The sequence below is a fragment of the Psychrobacter sp. NC44 genome, from assembly GCF_904846655.1.
Taxonomy (GTDB): domain Bacteria; phylum Pseudomonadota; class Gammaproteobacteria; order Pseudomonadales; family Moraxellaceae; genus Psychrobacter.
Window position 1 is genome coordinate 71,541 of record NZ_CAJHBN010000007.1, and the last position, 23,491, is coordinate 95,031.

Annotated in this window: 19 protein-coding genes and 2 tRNA genes; 16 read left to right on the forward strand and 5 right to left on the reverse strand. The window is 42.0% G+C overall.

Annotated elements, in window-relative coordinates; translation table 11 throughout:
- Positions 1–134 precede the first annotated feature (134 nt).
- Positions 135–1,814, reverse strand: a complete 1,680-nt coding sequence (gene recN / locus JMX95_RS07080) for a DNA repair protein RecN (RefSeq protein ID WP_109590562.1) — start codon at positions 1,812–1,814, stop codon at positions 135–137.
- Between the two features lie 733 nt (positions 1,815–2,547).
- Between recN and JMX95_RS07085 the strand changes: the two genes are divergently transcribed.
- Together JMX95_RS07085 and rlmB are read left to right on the forward strand one after the other, a co-directional pair.
- A complete protein-coding gene (locus JMX95_RS07085; RefSeq protein WP_045443006.1) occupies positions 2,548–2,883 on the forward strand; it encodes a pyrimidine/purine nucleoside phosphorylase in 336 nt (111 codons plus the stop codon).
- A 212-nt stretch (positions 2,884–3,095) separates the two neighbouring features.
- A complete protein-coding gene (gene rlmB / locus JMX95_RS07090; protein WP_055123702.1) occupies positions 3,096–3,866 on the forward strand; it encodes a 23S rRNA (guanosine(2251)-2'-O)-methyltransferase RlmB in 771 nt (256 codons plus the stop codon).
- Here the strand turns inward: rlmB and coaE are convergent.
- The 4 genes from coaE to pilB form a co-directional block, all read right to left on the reverse strand.
- On the reverse strand, positions 3,829–4,515 hold the full coding sequence (gene coaE, locus JMX95_RS07095; protein ID WP_109590566.1) for a dephospho-CoA kinase: 687 nt from the start codon (positions 4,513–4,515) through the stop codon (positions 3,829–3,831). The two genes, rlmB and coaE, sit on opposite strands and share 38 nt — an antisense overlap.
- 124 nt (positions 4,516–4,639) lie before the next feature.
- Positions 4,640–5,542 (reverse strand): prepilin peptidase, encoded by a 903-nt coding sequence (locus JMX95_RS07100; protein WP_109590568.1) that lies wholly within the window; start codon positions 5,540–5,542, stop codon positions 4,640–4,642.
- Positions 5,543–5,567: 25 nt separating this feature from the next.
- Positions 5,568–6,791, reverse strand: a complete 1,224-nt coding sequence (locus tag JMX95_RS07105; protein ID WP_109590570.1) for a type II secretion system F family protein — start codon at positions 6,789–6,791, stop codon at positions 5,568–5,570.
- A gap of 393 nt (positions 6,792–7,184) precedes the next feature.
- Positions 7,185–8,894: a type IV-A pilus assembly ATPase PilB gene (gene pilB, locus JMX95_RS07110; RefSeq protein WP_109590572.1), complete on the reverse strand. Its 1,710-nt coding sequence runs from the start codon at positions 8,892–8,894 to the stop codon at positions 7,185–7,187.
- 626 nt (positions 8,895–9,520) lie between these two features.
- Here pilB and tpiA point away from each other — a divergent pair.
- The 14 genes from tpiA (at position 9,521) to pnp (ending at position 23,471) form a co-directional block, all read left to right on the forward strand.
- A complete protein-coding gene (gene tpiA, locus JMX95_RS07115) occupies positions 9,521–10,333 on the forward strand; it encodes a triose-phosphate isomerase (protein ID WP_109590574.1) in 813 nt (270 codons plus the stop codon).
- A 214-nt stretch (positions 10,334–10,547) separates the two neighbouring features.
- Positions 10,548–10,856 (forward strand): preprotein translocase subunit SecG, encoded by a 309-nt coding sequence (gene secG, locus JMX95_RS07120; protein ID WP_025652589.1) that lies wholly within the window; start codon positions 10,548–10,550, stop codon positions 10,854–10,856.
- Positions 10,857–11,042: 186 nt separating this feature from the next.
- Positions 11,043–11,126: transfer RNA gene (locus JMX95_RS07125), tRNA-Leu, on the forward strand.
- A 125-nt stretch (positions 11,127–11,251) separates the two neighbouring features.
- Positions 11,252–11,328: transfer RNA gene (locus JMX95_RS07130), tRNA-Met, on the forward strand.
- 460 nt (positions 11,329–11,788) lie between these two features.
- Positions 11,789–12,289 carry a ribosome maturation factor RimP gene (gene rimP, locus JMX95_RS07135; RefSeq protein WP_045454872.1) on the forward strand — a complete coding sequence of 167 codons (501 nt, stop codon included), beginning with the start codon at positions 11,789–11,791 and terminating at the stop codon, positions 12,287–12,289.
- A 158-nt stretch (positions 12,290–12,447) separates the two neighbouring features.
- Positions 12,448–13,932 carry a transcription termination factor NusA gene (gene nusA / locus JMX95_RS07140; RefSeq protein WP_055123697.1) on the forward strand — a complete coding sequence of 495 codons (1,485 nt, stop codon included), beginning with the start codon at positions 12,448–12,450 and terminating at the stop codon, positions 13,930–13,932.
- Positions 13,933–14,083: 151 nt separating this feature from the next.
- Positions 14,084–16,810 (forward strand): translation initiation factor IF-2, encoded by a 2,727-nt coding sequence (gene infB, locus JMX95_RS07145; RefSeq protein ID WP_045443021.1) that lies wholly within the window; start codon positions 14,084–14,086, stop codon positions 16,808–16,810.
- Between the two features lie 203 nt (positions 16,811–17,013).
- Entirely contained in the window at positions 17,014–17,418 is a 405-nt protein-coding gene (locus JMX95_RS07150; RefSeq protein ID WP_045443024.1) for a ribosome-binding factor A, read from the forward strand.
- Between the two features lie 16 nt (positions 17,419–17,434).
- Positions 17,435–18,514, forward strand: a complete 1,080-nt coding sequence (gene truB / locus JMX95_RS07155; RefSeq protein ID WP_109590576.1) for a tRNA pseudouridine(55) synthase TruB — start codon at positions 17,435–17,437, stop codon at positions 18,512–18,514.
- A 375-nt stretch (positions 18,515–18,889) separates the two neighbouring features.
- Entirely contained in the window at positions 18,890–19,414 is a 525-nt protein-coding gene (locus JMX95_RS07160) for a type 1 glutamine amidotransferase domain-containing protein (RefSeq protein WP_045454877.1), read from the forward strand.
- Between the two features lie 99 nt (positions 19,415–19,513).
- Positions 19,514–19,675: a hypothetical protein gene (locus JMX95_RS07165; RefSeq protein ID WP_201552322.1), complete on the forward strand. Its 162-nt coding sequence runs from the start codon at positions 19,514–19,516 to the stop codon at positions 19,673–19,675.
- A gap of 135 nt (positions 19,676–19,810) precedes the next feature.
- On the forward strand, positions 19,811–19,987 hold the full coding sequence (locus JMX95_RS07170) for a hypothetical protein (protein ID WP_170108275.1): 177 nt from the start codon (positions 19,811–19,813) through the stop codon (positions 19,985–19,987).
- A 367-nt stretch (positions 19,988–20,354) separates the two neighbouring features.
- On the forward strand, positions 20,355–20,621 hold the full coding sequence (gene rpsO / locus JMX95_RS07175) for a 30S ribosomal protein S15 (RefSeq protein ID WP_045443035.1): 267 nt from the start codon (positions 20,355–20,357) through the stop codon (positions 20,619–20,621).
- 747 nt (positions 20,622–21,368) lie between these two features.
- Positions 21,369–23,471 (forward strand): polyribonucleotide nucleotidyltransferase, encoded by a 2,103-nt coding sequence (pnp, locus tag JMX95_RS07180; protein ID WP_201560413.1) that lies wholly within the window; start codon positions 21,369–21,371, stop codon positions 23,469–23,471.
- Positions 23,472–23,491: the final 20 nt, after the last annotated feature.

Genomic DNA, 23,491 nt, shown 5'->3' on the forward strand with positions numbered 1-23,491 from the left:
CCCTAATATTGAAGGTAAAATAACAGAAATGACACACCACTATATGGCGATACTGAGGTAAAAATCAACCAAAGCAAATATTTAGCAGTGATGAGACACAGCGCTGCACAACTGGTTGATGAATGACCAAGCCTTTATTTCACATCGGTTAATAAACTACGCGCATGGTCGCGAGTGACGTCAGTGATGATCACACCGCCAGACATGCGTGCCAGCTCGTCGACTTGCGCGCTATCAGTCAGTATTAATAGCGCGCTTTCGGTCTGCTCGTCATGATGCTTTTGTACCAAAATATGCTGATGCGCTTGCGCTGCGACTTGTGCTTGGTGAGTAATGGCAAGCAGTTGCTGCGTCTGCCCAAGCGCGCGTAGTAGCTCACCGACCACTTGCGCCGTGCCGCCACTGATACCGACATCGACTTCATCAAATACTAGCATCGGCTTGGCGGCATTATTATCGGCATTGGTCGCTTGCAGTACTTGCATCACCAGTGCCATTCGTGACAGCTCACCGCCTGAGGCAATCTTATGTAGCGGCTGCATCGGCATACCGACATTGGCGCTAAATAATAAATCAATATCATAGCAACCTTGTGCATTATAGTGGCTCGGCTCGATCTTCTTGGTAAAGACAAACTCGCAGCGGGCATTGGGTAGCGCAAGCGGTTGTAATTGCTTAATCAGTTGTTTACTGACAATTGGTGCAGCTTTAGTGCGTTCTTTGTTTAACTGAGTGGCTAATGTTAGATATTCTTGCCAAGCCTGTTCAATTTGAGCAGCCATCGCATCGCTACTGGGCTCGTTCTCTAATTGTTCTAATTGTATCTCCCAGCCTTTTGCTTCCTCAATTAAATCACTGGCTGGCAAGCTGTGCTTTCGTGATAAACGATGTCCTAAGCTGATAAGACTGTCTAATGTCTGCAAACGCTCAGGATCAGGCAACTGTTGCTCAGCATAATCTGACAGTAAGCCTGTTACCTCAGTAATTTGTTGTTGTGCTAAATGTAGTTGCTCGGAGGCTTGCTCAAAGGTTTGACTGACACTCATTTGGTTATCACAAAGCTTAATCGCTTGTCCAAGCAAGGTCATAACATCTGGCTCATCCGTGTCATTGTCGAGCAGATGTAAGCCATGGCTGGCCTCTTGCATCAGTGCTTCTATATTAGACAGCTCTTCGTGCTCTGCTTCAACTTCTGCATAATCAACCGCCAATAATGGCGCAATATCAGCAAGTTGGCTTTGCAATAGTTGAATACGGTCTTGGCGCTGAGCCTCACGGCTCGCAATATCGTCAGCACGGCGTTTGAGCTGCTGGTAAGCTTGATAGCTACTGGCAGTTTGTATAGCTAATGGCGTGATTTGTGCCATCTCGTCGAGCCATTGCACCACAAACTGCGGCTTGAGGAGCGCTTGCTGAGCGTGCTGACTATGGATATTGACCAGCAATGCACCTAAGCTTTTGAGCTCCGCCAAGCTGACAGGCGTGCCATTTAACCAAGCTTTTGAGCGTCCGGTATTGCTGAGCTGACGACGAATTAGGACTTCAGGTTCTTCTAATGGTCGATCATTTTTAGCGAACCACTCAGCGATGACATTGTTATGCTCCACATCAAACTGCGCATAAATATCGGCTTGCGCCGCCCCGTGTCTGACCATTGCACTGTCTGCGCGCTCACCAACACATAAAGACAGTGCATCGAGTAATAGCGATTTGCCAGCACCGGTCTCACCCGTGATGACATTGAAGCCTTCAGCCACACTCAGCTCATGCTGAGCGATCAACGCAAACTGATGTAAAGTTAATGATACTAGCATCAACGCCTCTCATGACAGACAATAGACTTCATATACATCTCAAGAAGCCATATATAAAATAGGGTAGATAAGGGAGTGAAATTATTCATTTAACCGTGTTAATGAGATAAATGTTATAGGCAAATAGTATGATGTTAAACGCGCTTAAATACAAACTTTCAGGCACTGTATAATAGAATTTATTCTTGGAAGATTACCATAAAGCTATCAAAAACTGGCAATGAGTCGTCATCATAATATTCACAATATCAATCATTAAGATGACTAAGCCTGTCAAAATGATGGCGTTAGACTAAGAATGGTTGCGGATCAAATGTATAAAAAAAGCCCCATTATAGTGATAAGGTGCTGACTCAAAAAAAGATGAGTAAGTAAGTTTAAGATTCGCATCAAACAGCATTTTCCTAGTCGCTTTAACAAACTTTATAGATATAATGTGGTAGCATAATCTCACATAATGATAAACTCTTCTGATTAGATTAGTACGGTGTAATACACGATAACGAGTCATAATTTTGTAAAATGATAGGCGTATAGTTGGAAGAGTATGCCACTCGGTCATTATTCTAAAGTATTTTCATAGAACCTGTGGCTAGCTTTAGCGCACAGATATCTAGTATAGAAGGATACAGTACGTAGTACAGAGGTGTCGGTTAACGACGCAACTCTGGCGGTACTCTAACCAATTACTTATTTTTTAGTTTCGTAATGATTATTTGATAAGGAAGCCACTATGACAGCGGCGCAATTTACTAATGTAACAGTCAATGCTCAAGCGACGGTATCTTATGATGGTCGTTGTTCAAGCCACACTATTATGTTCGAAGATGGTCGACATAAAACATTGGGCGTTATCTTGCCTTGTGATAATTTGGTTGAGCATTACCATTTTAGCACCAATACCTCCGAGCGTATCGAAATCACGGGCGGTGAGTGTGAGGTCAAAATTAATGGTGATGAAGAATTCAGCTATTACCGCGCTGGTCAATCATTCGTGGTTGAAGGCAATAGTGGTTTTAATCTGCGGACAGAAGAAATTGTTCAATATATCTGCCACTTAGAAGGGTAAGTTTGCTAAAGCTGTTATTAAGTGATTGATGACAGCAAAAAGCCTTTTACTCAAAAAAAGAAAAACCTTATCGGATTGGTAAGGTTTTTCTTTTTCTGCTGATATTATTTATATGCAGATATCCATTTATTGATACAATTACTGTCATCTCTTTTTATCGCCTAGTTTTTATCATATAGCGCGATACCCACTTTATAATCAATAGGCCTATTATGGCAAAACCTACCTATTTTTATGGCATTCATGCGATTGATGCCTTACTCGAATATCGTCCTTTAGATGGGCTAAGCTTGTTTGTGCAGCAAGGTCGTGAGACTGATAGCCATGTACAAGCGATTATGGCGCAAGCACGTGACAATGGTATCAGTATCCAACCCACGCAAAAAGACAAACTCACGCAATTGTGTGGCAGCCCGCAGCACCAAGGTGTGGTGCTGAATGCGCGTCCTTTAGGATTTGCTGATGAAGGCTTGCTTGCTACCCTTGCTGGGCGTGACCAATGCTTATTATTGGTCTTAGATCAAATTACGGATGCACATAACTTTGGTGCTTGCTTGCGTACCGCAGTGGCGATGGGTGTGGATGCCGTGGTTTGTCCGAAACATCATGCGGCAAGTCTGACACCAACAGTGGCTAAAGTATCAGTCGGTGCAGCAGAGATGATGCCGATTATTAGTGTTACCAATCTGGCACGTACGCTCACGCAAATCAAAAATGCTGGGGTATTTGTGTTTGGTACAGCGCTTAATGCGGATGCCAAACCCATTCATGCTGCTGATCTGACTGGCAAAACAGCCATTATCATGGGTTCAGAAGGTGAGGGGATGCGTCGCCTGACTATGGAGAGCTGTGATGAGCTGGTGTATATTCCGATGTCAGGAAATGAGCATGGCAACCTTCAAAGTCTAAATGTGAGTGTTGCCACTGGTATGGCGCTATATGAAGTCAATCGACAGCGTACTTTAGCTGCTGGGCAAGCTTAAGATATTCTTGGTGTAATGGCGCTAATTGCACATACAGAGCCGCAAGATCACTTTCGTTGAGCACCACATCATCTGCATGACGATTACGCTCTTCGCGGCTCAGCTGATTCACCATGATGGCTTTGATTTTTTGTATGCTTTGTTCGTCGCGCTGACTGGCACGCGCAATCTGCGTATCTTCGGTGGCATCCATTACTAAGATACGTTGGCATAAATTGGCAAGCCCTGCTTCTGCTGCTTCAATAAGTAAAGGCGCTGACAATATCACGTAAGGCGAAGTACTGGTTGCCAACTGTGCTTTTGCTGCTTCGCGTATCGCTGGGTGAGTGATTGCTTCTAACTCAATCAATGCCTCAGGATGTGAAAAGACGTGCGTTCTTACTGCCACTCGATCCATTGATCCATCACTATTCAACACCCAATCACCAAATTTTTTCTGGATTTTGTGCAGAGTGTTGCTACCTTTAGCGACGACTTCATGGGCAATCACATCCGCATCGATAATATCAATGCCTTGCTCAGCGAACCAAGCACTCGCAGCGGACTTACCACTACCGATACCACCCGTTAAGCCAACTACTAAAGTTTTGCTTTTCTTTTGCGGGGTCTGGGGCTTATGAGAATAAGGTGAAAATGATTGTTTTGACATAATAATGACTTATCTGCTCGATATAATGACAGTGATGGTTATAAGCTAAGAAAGTATTTTGGTGCCTATTTTAAGATTTGGTGTCTGTTTAAAAAGGAGTGACCGAAATACTTTCTAGGACAATTTAGTAAGTATACATGCCGAGATACCAGTTGACGATATCTGAGCCATATAATAAAGCAACAATACCAGCGATAGCGATATAAGGACCAAAGGCAAACGGCTTGCTTTCACCCTGCTTCTTCATCAAAATAATCCCAACAATTGAGCCTAATAGAGAAGACAATAAAATAATCAATGGCAACATCATGGGCCCAAGCCAAGCACCTAATACTGCCAATAATTTGAAATCTCCCTGCCCCATACCATGCTTTTTAGTGATTAGATAAAATATCTTAACCACTATCCACAATGACAAAAACCCTAGCAATAAGCCCCAAATTGACTGGGTAGGTGAGACAAACCAGCCTTGTGAATTCACTGCTAATCCTAAACCCGCTAATGGAAAGGTCAAGCGATCAGGCAGTAGTTGGGTATCAAAATCAATACCGGTTAATGCAACCAGCGTCCATACCAAAATCAGGGCTGACAAGCCAGCTGCAGTTACGTCAAACTGATAAATCACTAACATTGATAGTAGGGCTGTTGCTAGCTCAACCAGTGGATAACGCAGTCCAATCGCTGCTTTACATTCTGAGCAACGGCCACGTAGTATTAACCAGCTAATTAACGGTATGTTTTCGTACCACTTTATTTTGTGGGCGCAATGAGGGCAGCGTGAGGCTGGTCGACTCAAAGTAATCGGCTGGTCAGCCGCTACGATATTTGTTAGGGGCAGAGTGTGTCCGCGAGGCATATCTGCTTGTTCTGACATAAACTGGCTGCACTCTTGTCGCCAGCTATAAACCATCATCAGCGGAATACGGTGAATCACCACATTTAAAAAACTGCCAACGCAAAGACCTAGTAGGCCGAATATGCCTAAAGCGATAGGCATATTGTCTTGTAATAACTCTATAAATTGCATGAACAAGCTGTCCTTTAAATAGCTTTTAGCCTACTACTGAGCCCATTTGGAATATTGGTAAATACATGGCAATCACCAAGCCGCCAACTAATACACCGAGCACCGCCATGATTAAAGGTTCCATTAAGCTGGTCAATCCATCAACGGCGTTGTCTACTTCATTTTCATAATAGACAGCAACTTTATCTAACATCTCTTCCAAACTACCGGATTCTTCACCGATACCGACCATTTGAATGGCTAAACTTGGGAAAAGGTTGGTTGAGCGTATCGAAAACTGTAGCTGTTGACCAGTAGAAACATCATTTTTGATTTGCTGAATAGCGTTATAAAATACGACATTATTTGCCGCACCAGCAGTAGATTCAAGAGCGTCAATAAGCGGCACGCCCGCAGCAAAGGTAGTCGATAGTGTGCGGGAAAAACGGGCAATAACCGCTTGATAAGCGATATTTCCAAATATTGGTGCTTTTAATACTGCACGGTCTAAAAAATCACGGAATTTTTTAGACCGTTTTTTGGCCTCCGAAAAACCAATAATGGCACCACCAATAATAACAACTAGAATGAACCACCATACCTGCATCCACTCAGACATATTAACAACCATTTGGGTAAATGCAGGTAAATCTGCACCAAATGAGCCAAATAATTCTGAAAATACCGGCACGACCTTTATTAGCAAAATCATAGTCACAATAATAGCGACAACGACAACCGCGATAGGGTACTTCATTGCTTTTTTAATTTTGGCTTTAAGTAATTCACTTTTTTCTTTATAGGTAGCAACACGTTCAAGCATGGTTTCCAGTGCACCAGACTGCTCACCAGAATCGACAAGTGAACAAAACAGGTCGTCAAAATAACGGGGATGCTTACGCAATGCTGAAGCAAAAGTCCCACCCGCTTCAATGTCATATTTTATTTGTAATACCAAGTCTTTCATACTTGGATTGTCAAGTGAGTCAGCAACAATCTCAAAGGATTGAGTCAATGGCACACCCGCTTTCATCATAGTCGCTAATTGACGGGCAAAAATGGCAATATCGATAGGTTTGATGGATTTTTTGAAAGTGTAAAGTGGCTTTGGTTTTTTCTTGATACCTTTAACGCTGATACCTTGTTTGCGTAAAGTTGCTTTTGCTAACTCTAAACTACGGCTGGTGGTCTCTCCCTTCACTTTTTGTCCGCGTCGATTCACCCCATCATAGACAAAGTCTAACAGCACGTCGGTCTTCGCTTTTGCCATGTTACTACCCTCAAAATATTGTCTAATATAGATCTTGCAAAGATGTGCAACGATGCCTGACTCATTACATAAAAGAGGCATACTTTATTTTAACGTAAAAAACCAGTATAACTCTGTTTTATATTTAAGTATATCTGGTAGAGATTATTGCTGATTTATAAAAGTCCGTACGATTACCACCCATCATATAAGTCCTCATATAAATAATGGCATTACTCATATAAGGACAGTTTTGAATGTCCAAATACCCTTTTATCAGTGCATTACTAAAAGCTATTTTTTCGACAATTCAAGATTAAAAAGTAGTTGGTTTAGTCACTTCAAACGTTCCTCTTTAGTGATCAGCAGTGTCTGTATTTTTGTGCGTATGCAACATACGCATAGCCAGTATTCTTATTCAGAAGTGACGCGCATCATTTCTTGAATACTGGTTACGCCTTGTAAGACTTTTAAAATCCCAGAGCGACGCAGGTCTCGGAAGCCATTTTTAAGTGCAGCGTCTTTTATATCTATCGCGTTACCGTCTTCCATAATGATGCGTGAGATATCAGGGCTGACTTTCATAACTTCGTAGATACCGACTCGTCCTTTATAACCTTCACGGCATTCATTACAACCTACTGGCTCGTGAATGATATTGTCTGGATTGTCCAAATCAGCGTCTGTAAAGCCGAGCTCAAGCAGACTTTGCTTAGGGATGTTAATAGGTTTTTTGCAGTTTTTACACAAACGTCGTGCTAAGCGCTGGGCGATAACCAAGTTTACTGAAGTCGCGATATTAAAGGAGGCCACACCCATGTTCCGCAGCCGCGTCAGTGTTTCAGGTGCTGAGTTGGTATGTAGGGTTGAGAGCACCATGTGCCCTGTTTGCGCTGCTTTAATTGCAATTTCAGCAGTCTCAAGGTCACGAATCTCACCGACCATGACAATATCAGGATCTTGTCGTAAAAAAGATTTGAGGGCATTTGCGAAAGTTAGACCCACTTTTGGATTGACGTTGACTTGATTGATCCCCTCCAAGTTAATCTCCACTGGATCTTCAGCAGTGGATATGTTGGTCGCGCCAGTATTTAAAATATTAATACCAGTATAAAGCGACACGGTCTTACCAGAACCAGTTGGTCCCGTGATAAGCAACATACCTTGTGGTTTATGCAGTGCCTCTAAAAACATATCTTTCTGATCAGGTTCATAGCCGAGCGCTTCAATACCCAACATCGCTGAAGAAGGATCCAAAATACGAAGTACAAGTTTTTCGCCAAATAGGGTAGGCAGACAGCTTACTCGAAAGTCGATGGCTTTATCTTTAGATATCTTGAGCTTGATACGTCCATCTTGTGGCACACGGCGCTCTGAAATATCCATCTGCGACATGACTTTTAAACGGGCTGCAATTTTCCCAGCCAGTTGTACGGGTGGATTGGCCATTTTTTGCATCACACCATCGACACGAAAGCGAACGCGATAGGTTTTTTCATAGGGTTCAAAGTGCAAGTCAGAGGCACCCATACGAATGGCATCAACCAGCATTTTATTAACAAATTTTACAACGGGTGCTTCCTCGACACCATCACTAAGCTTGGTCTCGCCTTCCTCTTCTTCACCTTCATCAAAGCCAACATTTAAATCGCTATCAGAGAAGCTATCAAAATTTTGCATGGCATCAGCGTAAAGACTCTCAATACGCTTTTTTAACTTGTCTTCTTCGACGACAATAGTTTCAATAGACAGCCGTGAATTAAAAGCAATAGCGTCAATTGCATCCACACGAGTTGGATCACTTAATGCGACGAATAAACGCTGTCCTCGTTTGAATAATGGCAACGCATTAAATTTACGAATGATTTTTTCATCTACTAAGTCTTTTGGAATGACATCAACATGTAAAGCATCAAGATCGAAAAGAGGATCGCCAAACGCTTGTGACAACATCTGCGCAAGATGATAAGCATCTGCTAATTTATTGTCGACTAGGTAGGGCACTAGTCCTACTTGTTGCTGTTGCGATTCGGTCTGCGCGATTTTCATATTCGCTTCGCTGACGATACCTTCGCTGATTAGCTGGTGCGCTAAACCACCATACTTGCTCGTGGTGATAGACATTACGACTTCTCCTTAATATCCAATATGCTATATATTTGTCTGAAATCCATATACTTCTGAGAGCCACTTACTATTATAATTTTTAACAAATACCTGCTATAAGTCATTGTTAGCCTTTAGGCCATCATGAATAACAGTCAATGCAGAGATGCTCTTATGAGATTTAGCAGAGAAACCGTTTTAATAGTGTAGTTCATCAGTAGCTTAGTTGTTAGATTCTTGATAATAGTCTGTTATATATAGACACAATACTATAAAACATTACTTTAGTTTAAAGATTTTATATGGACGATTGAGTGCTTGACCCAAAAAATCATAGCTTGAGACAATGTCTAGGGCGTGTCTTCAATTCAATAGACTATTTTCTAAATAAGCTAAATTTTGCCAAACATCGTCAAATAGCTTATCAATATCTCGATAATATTTGCGCTACTTTCCTTGTTTGACAGTAATTTATCTCATTTTTATCATTATTTTTTAGAGTGAGGACACGCCCTAGTAAATATTTGCATTGACTGTCTGTTTTTCTGCTGGCGGCAGCATACTATAGCACTTGGGAATTATTTGTTATACTGGCGCGCATATTAGCCAAATTGGCAAGAATAGATGAAACAAGGTAGATGAGTATGCAAGCTTGGGTAATTGGTAATTGGAAACAGAATCCAGCAACGAGTCACGACGTCGATTTATTGTTGAATAATTTGTTGACTACAATTGATGCTAAAGAGCAAGCCGCCATAGAACGGTCAAATAGTCGCTGTCAGTTGATGGTGGCACCAAGCTGTATTCATCTGGCAGCTGTCAGTGCGCGTTTAGCTGGTAGTTCGATATTGAGTGCAGCGCAAGACGTCAGTGCGCATAGTGCCAGTGTTGGCGCTTATACGGGTGAATGCTCAGCACAGCAAATAGCAGACGCTGGGGCAACTTGGACAATACTAGGTCATTCTGAGCGTCGCCAGTATCATAGCGAGTCTCACGATACGTTATTTCAGAAAGTGACTCACGCACTTACCCAAGGTTTGGGCGTGGTATTTTGTATTGGTGAAACTCAGGCTCAATATGATGATAAGCAAACCCTTGACGTAATTGACACTCAGTTATCAGTCATAAAAGAAGTGATTACTACCCAACCAGATATCATGTCATCACTATCTGATCGACTGATCATTGCTTATGAGCCAGTGTGGGCGATTGGTACTGGCAAAGTCCCAACCGTGAGCGAAGTCAGTCAAACGCATCAGCATATTAAGCAAACCATCACAGGCTTTGCAGAATCACTAAAGGTAATGAGTGTGCTATATGGTGGTAGTGTCAATGCGGATAATGCCGATAGCTTTGCCGCAGATCCTATGATTGATGGGGCATTGGTTGGCGGCGCATCATTAAAGGTAGAGAGTTTTTTGGCAATTGCCAATGCCTTTAGTCGAGCTAAAGACTAGTTAATAGAGATAAAACGTGCATTTCATGGCGGTCTCGATTATAAAATGTCTTTATCAGTTGGCAAAAGTAGGTTTAACAGTGCCCTTGCAATCGTGTACAATGCGCCTTATTTATATAATCGATTTGGCAGCATTACCCGTCAATTGCTATTCCTATTAACCGTAAGATTTATTTTCCGTTATCAGTCGTCATTACGCGGCAAAAGAGGCCACCATGTTTACGTTTATATTAGCCCTGCATATTATCGTGGCGATTGCCATGATCGGCTTGATTTTGATACAGCATGGTAAAGGGGCAGACGCTGGAGCTTCTTTTGGCGCTGGCTCGTCAGGTACGGTCTTTGGTGCGGCAGGAACAGCGAACTTTTTAACGCGTGCGACAGCAGTATTAACAGTGATATTTTTTATCACCAGTATGACGCTAGCCGTTCACGCGCGCAAACAGGCTGAAGATCAGTTCCGTTTAGATGCACCTGTGTCAGCACCACAAACGCCGCGTCCATTGACACAGAATCCTCAATAACTGTATTTTAAAGACATTTGCCTTTAATAGCTGTCTTTAGTCATTGCCTTTTAATTGAGGCAGCTCTTGCTATTTTGAGGCGTTAGATTTACAATACTTTTCTGTTTTAGCAGTCTGATTCTATCGATGCCTACCTTAAGCATCTATTATGATAGATTAGATAGTAATAGTAGAGCAGTGAAAAATGCGATTGTGGTGGAATGGTAGACACGCCATCTTGAGGGGGTGGTGGCGCAAGCTGTGGGGGTTCAAGTCCCCCCAATCGCACCAAGTTTTTAAAGTTGTAACGTATTAAGTACGGCGTTAGTAATATAGGTAAGAAATTTAGTTTAATTTATTTAAAATAAAGATTGACACTTATATAAACCCCCGCTATAATACGCACCATAGATTGATGCGGGGTGGAGCAGTCTGGTAGCTCGTCGGGCTCATAACCCGAAGGTCGTTGGTTCAAATCCAGCCCCCGCTACCACTTTTTATACTGATGTTTTGTACACTAAATTTGTCAGTAACGATTAGCCCACCATTATGTTTGTGGGTTTTTTTGTATCTGACGGTCAGTGGTATCGCGGTATCTATCCTACTTATGCTAAGCTCTAGTTCTATAGAGTGCGATATTATTCGTTATTCGTTATTCGTTATTGGTTGTCACCTGCCGCTATCGGCGCGCTGCTTCTTAAGCACACTATCCTTTATTCCTCACTCCTTTATCGGTAGTACTGCTTTGTGAATAATAAAAGCATTGTCTGGCTGAGCTTGATGTTTTTTGTGCTCATCCCTATATAAGCGCATATCATATAAAATAATATGTTTGTGATTTAAGATAATATAATGACTGTGTCTCTTACTAATAAATAAATTCCATGAGTGAGCGACAATTACGCAGTTTACTAAGTACGATAGATACGTGAATAGGAAAAGATAAATAGATTATGAAGCTTTCAACCAAAGTTACAGAACTGACCAATATTATTGCTCCTGCCGTCGCGGCTTGCGATGTGGCATTATGGGGTATCGAGTTTGCACCGCAAGGCAATCGCTCTTTATTACGCATCTATATTGAGGCATTGCCAGAAGAGCAGGCTCAAAATAAACAAGTAACCATTGAAAACTGTGCAGCAGTGAACCATCAAGTGAGCGGTATTCTTGAGGTTCATGATCCGATTGCTGGTGAGTTTATCTTAGAAGTCTCTTCACCAGGTTTCGACCGTGCATTCTTTTCCGATGAGCAGATGCATGCCTATGTTGGTCAAACCGTCAGCTTGCGTTTAATACAAGCGATTGGTGAAGGTGATCAAAAACGTCGCAAAGCGACAGGTACTTTAGATAGTATCGATGCAAATGTCTTAAATCTGACATCAAGCGATGGTCAGCAGTTTGAGATTGCGCTGAGTAATATTGATAAAGCCAATTTGATTTATGAAGATGCCTAAGCTTTTGTACAGCTTGGTTTGATTTGAAAACTTGAAGTAACAAATCATCCATCAGCATTTTAATATCCAAACAGCTTATATAGCTTACGGTGAAAATATAATAGCAATACATAAATTATAAAATTTAAGTCAATTAAAAATGATAGGACAGGTATAGCATGAGTCGTGAAATCTTAACGGTAGTAGAAACTGTCAGTAATGAAAAGGGCTTAAATCCTGAAGATATCTTTGAAGCGATAGAAGATGCTTTGGTGGTATCTACCAAGAAAAAAGTATACACCGAACAGCCAGAAGTGGCAGTACGGGTTGCTATCGACCGTACAACCGGCGATTATGATACTTATCGTTACTGGACAGTGGTTGCAGATGAAGACCATGAAATGCCGGCTTGTCAGCTAGCCATCAGCGATCTTGATCCAGAAGAATGGTCAATCGGTGATGTCAAAGAAGAACAGATTGAATCGATTGAGTTTGGTCGTATTGCTGCGACTCAAGCCAAACAAGTCATCATCCAAAAGATTCGTGAAGCTGAGCGTAATTTAGTAGCAGATGCTTTTGAGCCACGTGTTGGCGAGATGATGTATGGCGAAGTCAAGAAGCAGACTCGTGATGGCTATATCATTGATCTAGGTGACAATGCCGAAGGCTATTTGTCACGTGATCAGATGCTGCCGCGTGAGCAATTACGTGCAAAATCACGTATCAATGCCATTTTGTATCATGTAAACCGTGAAAACCGCGGCGCTCAGTTGCTACTGTCTCGTACTCATCCTGAAATGCTTTCAGCATTGATGCAAAAAGAAGTGCCTGAAATTGCCGAACAAATTATTGAAATCCGCAACGTCGCGCGCTTGCCGGGTACTCGTGCTAAAATAGCTGTGAAAACCAACGATCATCGTATCGATCCAGTTGGTGCTTGTATTGGTATGCGTGGTACACGTATCCAAGCCGTACAGCAGGAGCTTGATGGCGAACGCATTGATGTGGTGGTATGGTCAGATGATCCAGCACAGTTCATTATCAGTGCTTTAGAGCCAGCTGACGTCAGTAGCATCATCTTGGATGAAGATACGCAAACGGCTGATATTATCTTTAGCACCAATGATCAGTTGGCGCGTGCGATCGGTTCACAAGGTCAAAACGTACGTTTGGCGTCTGAGCTAACGGGCTATAAGCTTAATATGATGCTAGAAGAAGAATATCAGCAGCGTCAACAAAACGAATCGAAAGCCTTTATCGAATTATTCTATGAACGTTTAGAAGTAGATAAAGACTTAGCGCAAGCACTTGTCGATATTGGTTTTACCAGTATTGAAGAAGTGGCTTACGTACCAGTTGAAACCTTTTATGATATTGAAGGTCTAGACGATGAAGCAATTGAGATGATTCAAGAGCGTGCAAAAGAAGTCGTCATCGCTGATGAGCTGGTCAAACAACAGAACATGAAAGAGCCAAGTCAAGAGCTACAAGAGCTTGAAGGTATGACAGTCAATTGGGCTTATAAAATGGCACAAAAAGACATTATTACCGTTGATGATTTGGCAGAACAAGCAGTCTTCGATCTCGAAGATATCGAAGGTTTAGACTCTGAAACCGCAGGAAAACTCATCATGAAAGCTCGGGAATCTTGGTTCAATGAATAAGCGGTAACTGCATATCGCTGTCTTTTAGTGATATGCTATCGATAATAAAGTGCTGGTATGAACGCAGTACCAATACCAGCCTTACCCCAATCATTTGTAGCCAACAACTGAATTGAACATATAGCAAATAATAGACAGTAGGTGATAATAAATGGCAGATAAGACCGTCAAAGAACTGGCAGATATGGTAGGCAAAACCGCAAGTGCTGTACAACAGCAATTGGTAGATGCTGGACTGCCTGCTCGTGCAGAAGGTGACCTAGTCACTGAGCTTGAGCAAGAGAAGTTGGTGACGTATTTAAAGCAAAGTCATGGTCAGCAAGAAAAGCGTCGTATTAGTCTTAAATCTAAGACAACTAGTACTGCGCGCGTGACCGGCTCTTCAGGTAAATCTAAGAGCGTCAATGTGGAAGTGCGTAAAAAGAAAGTATTTGAAAAGCCTGATCCAGAAAAAATGGCTGAAGAGTTGGCTGCGCGTGAGCAAGCGATGATTGAGTCGCAAGAACGTGCTGCTAAAGATGCTGAAGAGCGTGCTGCTACCAAGAAAAAATCTGAAGAACGTCAAGCTGCAACCTTGGCTGCAATGCGTGCAAGCTTAGGCTCTAGCAAAAAGTCAGATGATAAAAACGACGATATCTCAACCTCAGTGGTTGTGAAAAAAGGTGGCAAAACCACTGTCGAAGTAAAACCTAAAGACCAACCGAAGAAAAAAGTTGCAGCGACGAAACCGAAAGTTGAAACGGCAGTTGAGCGTAAAGCGCGCGAAATGCGTGAGAAAGAAGAAGCTCGTTTACGTGAAATCGAAACAGAAACACGCCGCGCTCAAGCTGAAGAAGCACAGAAACGTACGCTTGAACAAATGCGTAAAATGGCTGGAAAATATACAGATCAGCCTGCTTCTGAAGTTCGTAAAGACGAGCCACTAGCTGAAGGTTTGGTTGGTGATGCCTTAGAAGAATCGTTTGAAAAAGAACGTCGTGAAATCAAGCGTGGCACCAGTAGTACTAGTGCTCGTGGCCGTGGTCGTCGTAAGAATCAAGATGAGCGTGAAATCAAAAACCGTAAAAACGGTTTGCGTTCAACGCAAGCATCACAGCATAAGTTCGAAAAACCTGTTGAAAAAATTGTTTACGATGTTGAGATTAGTGAACAAATTACAGTCGCAGATCTTGCTCAACGTATGGCAGTTAAAGCGCGCGAAGTCACCAAATTGCTTATGAAAATGGGTGAGATGGCTCGTGAGTCAGATACGATTGATCAAGCGACAGCAAGTTTGCTCGTTGAAGAGATGGGTCACAATCCAGTACTAGTTAGTGATACTAAGGTTGAAGACGATCTACAAGACGCCGTTGATGAGCGTAGCAGTAACGTTCAAACTCGTCCGCCAGTAGTCACGATCATGGGTCACGTCGATCACGGTAAGACATCATTACTTGATAAAATTCGTGAAACAAAAGTGGCAACTGGTGAAGCAGGTGGTATTACTCAGCATATCGGTGCTTATCACGTTAAGACCGATCGTGGTGTGATTACCTTCCTTGATACTCCAGGTCACGCGGCCTTTAGTGCTATGCGTTCACGCGGTGCACAGGCGACTGATATTGTTGTGTTAGTTGTTGCCGCTGATGATGGTATGATGCCGCAAACAGCAGAAGCTATTGATCATGCTCGTGCTGCTGGTACGCCAATTATCGTTGCAATCAATAAAATGGATAAGCCAAGCGCTGATCCAGATCGCGTCCTTAATGAATTGACTGCTAAAGAAGTCGTTTCAGAAGAGTGGGGCGGCGATACCCCAATGGCTCGCATCTCAGCCAAAACCGGCGATGGTATTGATGAGCTGTTAGAACTTATTAGCCTACAAGCTGAACTAATGGAGCTAGAAGCACCGTTAGATGGCGCTGCTCAAGGTGTGGTCATTGAATCAAGACTTGAAAAAGGGCGCGGTCCGGTTGTTAGTGTCTTAGTCAAAAAAGGCACATTGAAGCAAGGTGACTTGGTCTTGGCTGGCGAGCATTATGGTAAAGTTCGTGCGATGACTGATGAACATGGTAAGCGTATTCAATCAGCAGGTCCTTCTATCCCTGTAGAAATTTTAGGCCTACCTGAAACGCCAGCAGCTGGCAGCGAGTTCTTAGTCTTAACCGACGAGAAAAAAGCTCGCGAAGTGGCAGAGTTTAGAAGTAACCGTGAGCGTGAGCGTCAACTTGAACGTCAGAATGCCATGCGTTTAGAAAGCATGTTTGATCAGATGGAACAAGGCGATGTGTCATTCTTGAATATCGTATTGAAAACCGATGTTCGTGGTTCGCTTGAAGCACTGCTTTCTGCATTGAATGAGCTATCAACTGATGAAGTTAAAGTCAGAGTAATCAGCTCAGGCGTCGGTCCTATCTCTGAATCTGATGTGACACTTGCAGAATCTAGCGAAGCGGTATTGTTAGGTTTCAATGTTCGTGCTGATGCGACCGCACGTCGCAAAGCGGATGCCGCCAACATGGATATCCGTTATTACAGCGTTATCTATGGTTTGATTGATGATGTGAAAGCAGCTATGAGTGGTATGCTTGCGCCAGAACATCGTGAGAAAATCCTTGGTGTTGCAGACGTTCGTGAAGTATTCCGTTCTAGTAAGTTCGGTGCTGCTGCTGGTTGTATGGTGGTTGAAGGTACAATTTATCGCAACAAACCGATCCGCGTATTGCGTGATGACCAAGTTATCTTTACCGGTCAATTGCAATCATTGCGTCGCTATAAAGAAGACGTTAATGAAGTACGTACTGGCATGGAATGCGGTATGGCTGTTCGTGGCTATGATGTCGAAGCTGGCGATAAGATCGAAGTCTTTGAAATCCAAGAGTTTGCACGTACTATCTAACGTTACAGTTCGATAGCAGGATATCTAATCATGCAATATGCTTAATCAGCTGAGCAGATTAGTATCTTCTTAATATCTAGCTGTACTTAGGCCTAACAGGTACATCCTGCTAGGCCTTTTTTACCAACTATTAGTCCTAAAATTTGTTAATAAGCCAATATATCAATCAGCGAAAATAAGCCATATTAAAGTAAGGTAAAAATATGAACCAACGTCTACAACGCTTAGCCGACCAAATTCAGCGTGAGCTTGCTGTTCTCATCCGTGATGCAGTCAATGACCCTCGTTTAACTGGTTTTGTCACTATTTCTAGTGTCAAAGTTAGTCCTGACTTAGGATATGCTGATGTCTATGTCACCATCATGGAGCCTGAGCTTAACGATTCCATGAATAAGACCAATCATGAAGAGAGTATCAAAGTACTTAATAAAGCGGCGGGCTTTTTGCGCACCGAATTAAGCCACAGCCTAAAAACACGTACCACACCACGCTTGCGTTTTCATTATGACGAAGTGACTGCTCGTGGTAATTACATGATGGATTTAATCAGTAAAGCAGTGATTAAGACTGAAGAAAATGAGTCTGACGAGCAAGAAAACGAAGAGTAGAAGGGTAAAAGTCGTTATGTCTATCGCATCTACGCAAGCGGATAAAAAGTCTAGTAATCACTCTAACAAGATTAAAGTCTCGGGTGTTATTTTAGTTGATAAACCTAAAGGTATGACTTCACAGCAAGTGGTGTCAAAGGTGAAGTATCTTTTTAAGTCGCCAAATCATGACAGTAAAAAAGCGGGGCACACAGGGACACTTGATCCAATGGCAACCGGTCTATTGCCGATTTGTATGGGTGAAGCGACGAAATTTAGTCATTATCAGCTAGATGCAGATAAATCTTATCAAGCAACTATTCTACTTGGTGGTCAAACTGATACGGGTGATGCCGATGGTCAAATCGTTGCACAAGCACCCATTCCAAAATTTGATCATGTCCTTTTAGACAAAGTCGCCCAGCAGTTTTTAGGTGCTCAGCAGCAGATACCACCGATGTATTCTGCACTAAAAAAAGATGGCAAAAAACTCTATGAGTATGCTCGTGCGGGAATCGAGGTAGAACGAGCGCCTAGAGATATTGTAATCAAGGCCATTGATTTAAAAGCGCTTGATCATGAGAAAATTCAATTGACAGTGACCTGTACTAAAGGTACTTATGTGCGTGTACTCGGTGAAGACATCGCCAAAGCGATGGGTACATTAGGGCATTTGACTGCATTACGCCGTACGCAGGTTGGTGATTTTAAAATCAATGATGCGATTACTTTGCCAGACTTAGAAGCATTAGTGTTCGATAACAGGCAAGAGCAATTGATGCCGGTAGATGCTTGCATTAATATTGAAGCTGAGATGGTGTTGACGGTTGAGCAGTGTGAGCGTATACACATGGGTCAACGTTTGAATGTATTTGAGCAGCTGACAGACAGTCTGCGCGACTATATTTCAACTAGTATTAGCCATCAGTCGTCTGTGTCAGAAAACAACGATATTCAACTAGATAGTGATATGGTTAGTAGTGACGATGACCAACAACCCTTGATCCATGAGATTCCAGCTGATATTCGTTTGATAAATCAGCAAGGGCATTTTCTTGGATTGGGTGCCGTAAGTCTCAACGGTAGATTGCAGCCTAAAAAATTAATCCAGCGTTAATGTTACGGTTCTTATATAACCCTCGTTTAAACACGATTTAGCTTACTAATAGTTTACACTAATCACATATCCTCACATTTTATTGCAGGTTTCACCTATGGTGGAACCTGTTTTTTTTGTACTTTAGATCTACCGGATAGGAAGTCTGGATAGAAAAATAAATCGAACTAAGACTCTAACAATAAGAACATAAAAAATAATAAGATAAAAAGTCATATATCAAAAATAAAAACTAGGTTCGAAAGAGAATGTTTAATAGGAACAAGATGGGTCAGAGGAAGACTATACGGCCAATAATAACAACGACTCATAAAAATAAAGTATGAATAATAAAACAACTAAAAGAAAATTACTCATAACGAAAAAAGGAATATCATGAAAACCATCGCTTTTTTACTACACAATAACTTCGAGCAAGCAGAATACGAAGAGGTTAATAATCAACTCAAAGATAAAGGTTACAAGACACTTCTTATAACCACAAATAAAGAAAAAGAAGTGCAAGCCATGCAGCAAGATGTAGACAAAGGCGACACCTTTATTGCTGATATTTTTGCAAAAGACGCAAGCATTTCTGATTATGATGCGTTGGTGCTACCAGGTGGTACTGTCAATGCGGATACGATTCGTGGCAATGAAGAGGCTCATAGTATTATCAATGCTATCAATGATGCAGGCAAGCCATTAGCTGTCATTTGCCATGCTCCTTGGGCACTTATCAATACAGGTATTGCCAAAGGTAAAACGCTCACTGCTTATCATACGCTGCAGATAGATTTAGAAAACGCTGGTGCAAAATTTGTAGATCAAACAGTACAGGTAGATGGTAATTTGATTACCTCACGTAATCCAGATGATATCAGCAATTTCGTTGATGCTATTGATAAGGCATTATCTTAATTTTTCTACCCATTTACTGAATAATCAATTATTTATATTTCTTAAACATTCACAACTTATATTTCTTAAACATCCACAACCGTAACTGAGGAAAACATTATGTCAAACTCTAACCCAAACGATACCAAGCTTGAGCAACAACGTTCTGAGTCAGCAACTGCAGCACTTAAAAGCCAAACTGAGAACAATCATACTGAAGATAGTGAAGCCGCAGCAGAGCGTATTGCTGACAACCTAGGAAATGCTAAAGAAGACAAGTAGAGTATGTAAAGTGTTATCCATAATAGGGTGACACTGATATATTTGCTTATCACCTCAATATCACTGATGACATTTGCATTTCAATGTAAAAAGTATAAAGCAGCTACTTCAAAAAATAATAATTCAGGAGCTAATATGAGTAATTCATTGAATAACATGGATGAGCAAGAAAAAGAGATTGAAAGGCTTGCAGAAGACATCAATCCTAGCGAGCATGCTACTCCTGATAGTTTAGCAGAAGTTACCACAGCTGCACCGCTTGAAGATGATGAACTAGGCGGTAACGCGACGGAAGATGACGTCAAGAAATAAGCAAATTCTATTGCCTATTGACGGATGATTTAACTATAAAAAATAAATCTGACTTTACAAGTATTATGAAAAACTGCTGCTAGTTCAGCAGTTTTTTGTTATAATCACCGTCACATTTACATTAGGTTGAGATAAGACATCGTGCTTCATGGGCTGTCCAAAACGGATAGTTATATTAAGTGCTCTCTCATCGCAGCTTATTCTAAATGGTCGTTATGACTCATTAGCTTGTCGTACACTAGGTCAACTCTAGTAATGCAGGGTTGTCCTGAATGACGTGCAGGCTATTTTATTTACTATTCTACTGCTTTAGATCTTACTCAAATTCGAGAATGTCTTAAAGCTTTTAGCATTGCCGGAGATATTTATGCTAACTAATACCGATCGCGAACAAATCATTGCTCAATACCAACGTGGCGAAAATGACACTGGTTCTCCAGAAGTTCAAGTAGCACTATTGAGTGCTCGTATCAACGATTTGCAGAACCACTTTAAAGCACATAAAGCTGACCATCATAGCCGTCGCGGTCTTATCCGTATGGTTAACACGCGTCGTAAATTGCTTGATTACCTAAAAGGTAAAGATCTTGGTCGTTATACCACGCTTATCAGCCAGTTAGGTCTACGTCGTTAATCTAACGACAATAGTACGAGTGGATGCTAAAATAAAAGAAGCCCTCATATGGTGCTATTTTAGAATTTTTGCTGAATCGCTTGGAACTTGCGTGTTGCTATCGATAAAATAGATTTTTCTAAAAACGGTGTGGAATAGTTTCACGCCGTTTTTTTATGCTTATTCATTTTCAAGATTGATTTTGGATAGCATTGGTTATAAAGACCAATTCAAAGTAGGTAATAGAAGTTTTCGTAAAAACAGTAATACTAGAGCCTAGAGCTAAGTGTTTTCTATCGATAATTGCTGTGTTCCGCAATTCATTGGTCAATGGCTATAAATCACTGTAAAATAATGCCTTGTGAGTTTGATAATATATCTACTATATATATGGTGACTATTTATAAAATACCTGTTTCTTAGCTTATAGAATAGCTAGCTGCGCTAATACCTGACTCTCAAAAGCGCAGAAAAATAGCCTGTAGGGTTTTTAGCACCGAAGTCTTTTGACTTAAGGTCTTTTTGATAGTATTTATAGTAAAGCCAAAATTGAATGACCAAATATACACAATAGTACGATGTCTAGCACCGATAGGCATATGGAATAACTAGGTAATGTTATTGGCACTGGTTGAGATGATTTCTGAGAGAAAGACTGTCAATTATTAGTCATATACACTAGTAGTCACATACACAGAATTTTAATGAAAAATATCAGCTTTTTATAATGCTGATATTACTTTCGTCAGTCAACATTAGGAAGATTATATGACAATGTTTAACACCATTAAGCGTGAATTTCAGTATGGCAACCAACAGGTTGTGATCGAGACAGGTCGTATTGCTCGTCAAGCAAACTCTATCTTAGTACACATGGGCGGCGTTACGGTACTTGTCGCAGCAGTGGTAAAGTCAGAGGCTAAAGAAGGTCAAAACTTCTTTCCGCTAACGGTCAACTATCAAGAAAAAATGTATGCAGCGGGCAAAATCCCAGGTGCCTATGGCAAACGTGAAGGTCGTGCAAGCGAGTTCGAAACCCTAACCTCACGCTTGATTGACCGTCCGATTCGTCCGCTATTCCCTGAAGGTTATGTTAACGAAATTCAAATTACGGCAACGGTTGTTTCATCAGATAAAACTCAGTCTGCAGATATCGCAGCCTTAATCGGTGCTTCAGCAGCATTGGCCATCTCTGATGCGCCATTCAATGGTCCTGTCGCAGCTGCCCGTGTTGGCTTTATCAACGGCGAGTACATCCTGAACCCAACGATTGAGCAGCTTAAAGAGAGCGATCTTGACTTGGTTGTAGCTGGTACGAAATCTGCGGTACTAATGGTTGAGTCAGAAGCGGCAGAGCTGTCAGAAGATCAGATGCTAGGCGCGGTATTATATGGTCATCAGCAACAGCAAATCGTTATTGATAACATTGCTTCAATGGCAGAAGAAATCGGTACTGCTAAGCAGCAGTATACTGCCCCTGAGCGTGATCAAGCGCTTACCAGCAGCATGAAAGAGCAGTTTGGTGAGCAAGTTGCTGACGCTTATACGATTACTGATAAGCAAGCGCGCTACGCTAAGCTTGATGAAATCAAGCAATCAATTATCGATGCGCTCGCTGGTGATGCTGAGTCAGAAACTTACGCTGATACAGTATCTGAGCTTAAAGAAATTTATAACGATCTTAAATATCGTACGGTTCGTGACAATATCTTGTCAGGTAAGCCGCGTATTGATGGTCGTGATCTTGAGACTGTTCGTGCCCTTGACGTACAAGTTGGTGTATTGCCATACACGCATGGTTCAGCATTGTTCACACGCGGTGAAACGCAAGCATTGGTTACGACCACGCTTGGTAACAGCCGTGACGTCAACATGATTGACTCACTAGGTGGCACGATTCGTGACCATTTCATGCTGCATTACAACTTCCCGCATTTCTCAGTTGGCGAAACAGGTCGTGAAGGTATTCCAAAACGTCGTGAAATCGGTCATGGTCGTCTAGCTCGCCGCGGTGTACAAGCGATGCTACCGGATAGCGAACGCTTCCCGTATGTCATCCGTGTGGTATCAGAGATTACTGAGTCAAACGGTTCATCTTCTATGGCGTCTGTTTGTGGTGCAAGTTTGGCATTGATGGATGCTGGTGTTCCACTAAAAGCACCAGTTGCTGGTATCGCCATGGGTCTGGTTAAAGAAGGTGAGCGTTTCGCTGTACTGTCAGACATCTTAGGTGATGAAGATCATCTTGGCGATATGGATTTTAAAGTTGCTGGTTCTAAAGACGGTATTACTGCGCTGCAGATGGATATCAAAATCGAAGGTATTACGCCTGACATCATGGAGCAAGCGCTTAAGCAAGCCCATGCCGGTCGTATCCATATTTTGGACGCGATGAATAAAGTATTGCCTGAGAGCCGTACTGAAATCAACGCTCATGCACCAAACTATGCGGTTATCGAAATCAATCCGGACAAAATCCGTGACGTAATCGGTAAAGGCGGCGCGATGATTCGTCAGCTAACCGAAGAGACTGGCGCAGTTATCGATATCGATGATGGCGGCACGATTCGTATCTTTGGTGAAAACAAAGCGGCAACTAAAGCAGCTATCGGTAGAATCGAAGCGTTGACGGCAGAAGTTGAAGTGGGCAAAACTTATGAAGGTACGGTTGCTCGTATCGTTGATTTTGGCGCGTTTATTAACGTCTTGCCAAACACTGATGGCTTGGTACATATCTCACAAATCGCTGAAGAGCGCGTTGAGAATGTTTCTGACTACCTAAAAGAAGGTCAGATCGTTAAAGTCTTCGTCCAAGACGTCGATAACCGTGGTCGTATTAAATTGACTATGAAAGGTATCGAGCAAAGCTAATCGATATCTAATATAGTCAA

Bases quoted from the DNA above. Each gene is read 5' to 3' on its own strand.
- recN (WP_109590562.1), bottom strand. From the start codon at position 1,814: ATGCTAGTATCATTAACTTTACATCAGTTTGCGTTGATCGCTCAGCAT.
- JMX95_RS07085 (WP_045443006.1), top strand. From the start codon at position 2,548: ATGACAGCGGCGCAATTTACTAATGTAACAGTCAATGCTCAAGCGACG.
- rlmB (WP_055123702.1), top strand. From the start codon at position 3,096: ATGGCAAAACCTACCTATTTTTATGGCATTCATGCGATTGATGCCTTA.
- coaE (WP_109590566.1), bottom strand. From the start codon at position 4,515: ATGTCAAAACAATCATTTTCACCTTATTCTCATAAGCCCCAGACCCCG.
- JMX95_RS07100 (WP_109590568.1), bottom strand. From the start codon at position 5,542: ATGCAATTTATAGAGTTATTACAAGACAATATGCCTATCGCTTTAGGC.
- JMX95_RS07105 (WP_109590570.1), bottom strand. From the start codon at position 6,791: ATGGCAAAAGCGAAGACCGACGTGCTGTTAGACTTTGTCTATGATGGG.
- pilB (WP_109590572.1), bottom strand. From the start codon at position 8,894: ATGTCTATCACCACGAGCAAGTATGGTGGTTTAGCGCACCAGCTAATC.
- tpiA (WP_109590574.1), top strand. From the start codon at position 9,521: ATGCAAGCTTGGGTAATTGGTAATTGGAAACAGAATCCAGCAACGAGT.
- secG (WP_025652589.1), top strand. From the start codon at position 10,548: ATGTTTACGTTTATATTAGCCCTGCATATTATCGTGGCGATTGCCATG.
- rimP (WP_045454872.1), top strand. From the start codon at position 11,789: ATGAAGCTTTCAACCAAAGTTACAGAACTGACCAATATTATTGCTCCT.
- nusA (WP_055123697.1), top strand. From the start codon at position 12,448: ATGAGTCGTGAAATCTTAACGGTAGTAGAAACTGTCAGTAATGAAAAG.
- infB (WP_045443021.1), top strand. From the start codon at position 14,084: ATGGCAGATAAGACCGTCAAAGAACTGGCAGATATGGTAGGCAAAACC.
- JMX95_RS07150 (WP_045443024.1), top strand. From the start codon at position 17,014: ATGAACCAACGTCTACAACGCTTAGCCGACCAAATTCAGCGTGAGCTT.
- truB (WP_109590576.1), top strand. From the start codon at position 17,435: ATGTCTATCGCATCTACGCAAGCGGATAAAAAGTCTAGTAATCACTCT.
- JMX95_RS07160 (WP_045454877.1), top strand. From the start codon at position 18,890: ATGAAAACCATCGCTTTTTTACTACACAATAACTTCGAGCAAGCAGAA.
- JMX95_RS07165 (WP_201552322.1), top strand. From the start codon at position 19,514: ATGTCAAACTCTAACCCAAACGATACCAAGCTTGAGCAACAACGTTCT.
- JMX95_RS07170 (WP_170108275.1), top strand. From the start codon at position 19,811: ATGAGTAATTCATTGAATAACATGGATGAGCAAGAAAAAGAGATTGAA.
- rpsO (WP_045443035.1), top strand. From the start codon at position 20,355: ATGCTAACTAATACCGATCGCGAACAAATCATTGCTCAATACCAACGT.
- pnp (WP_201560413.1), top strand. From the start codon at position 21,369: ATGACAATGTTTAACACCATTAAGCGTGAATTTCAGTATGGCAACCAA.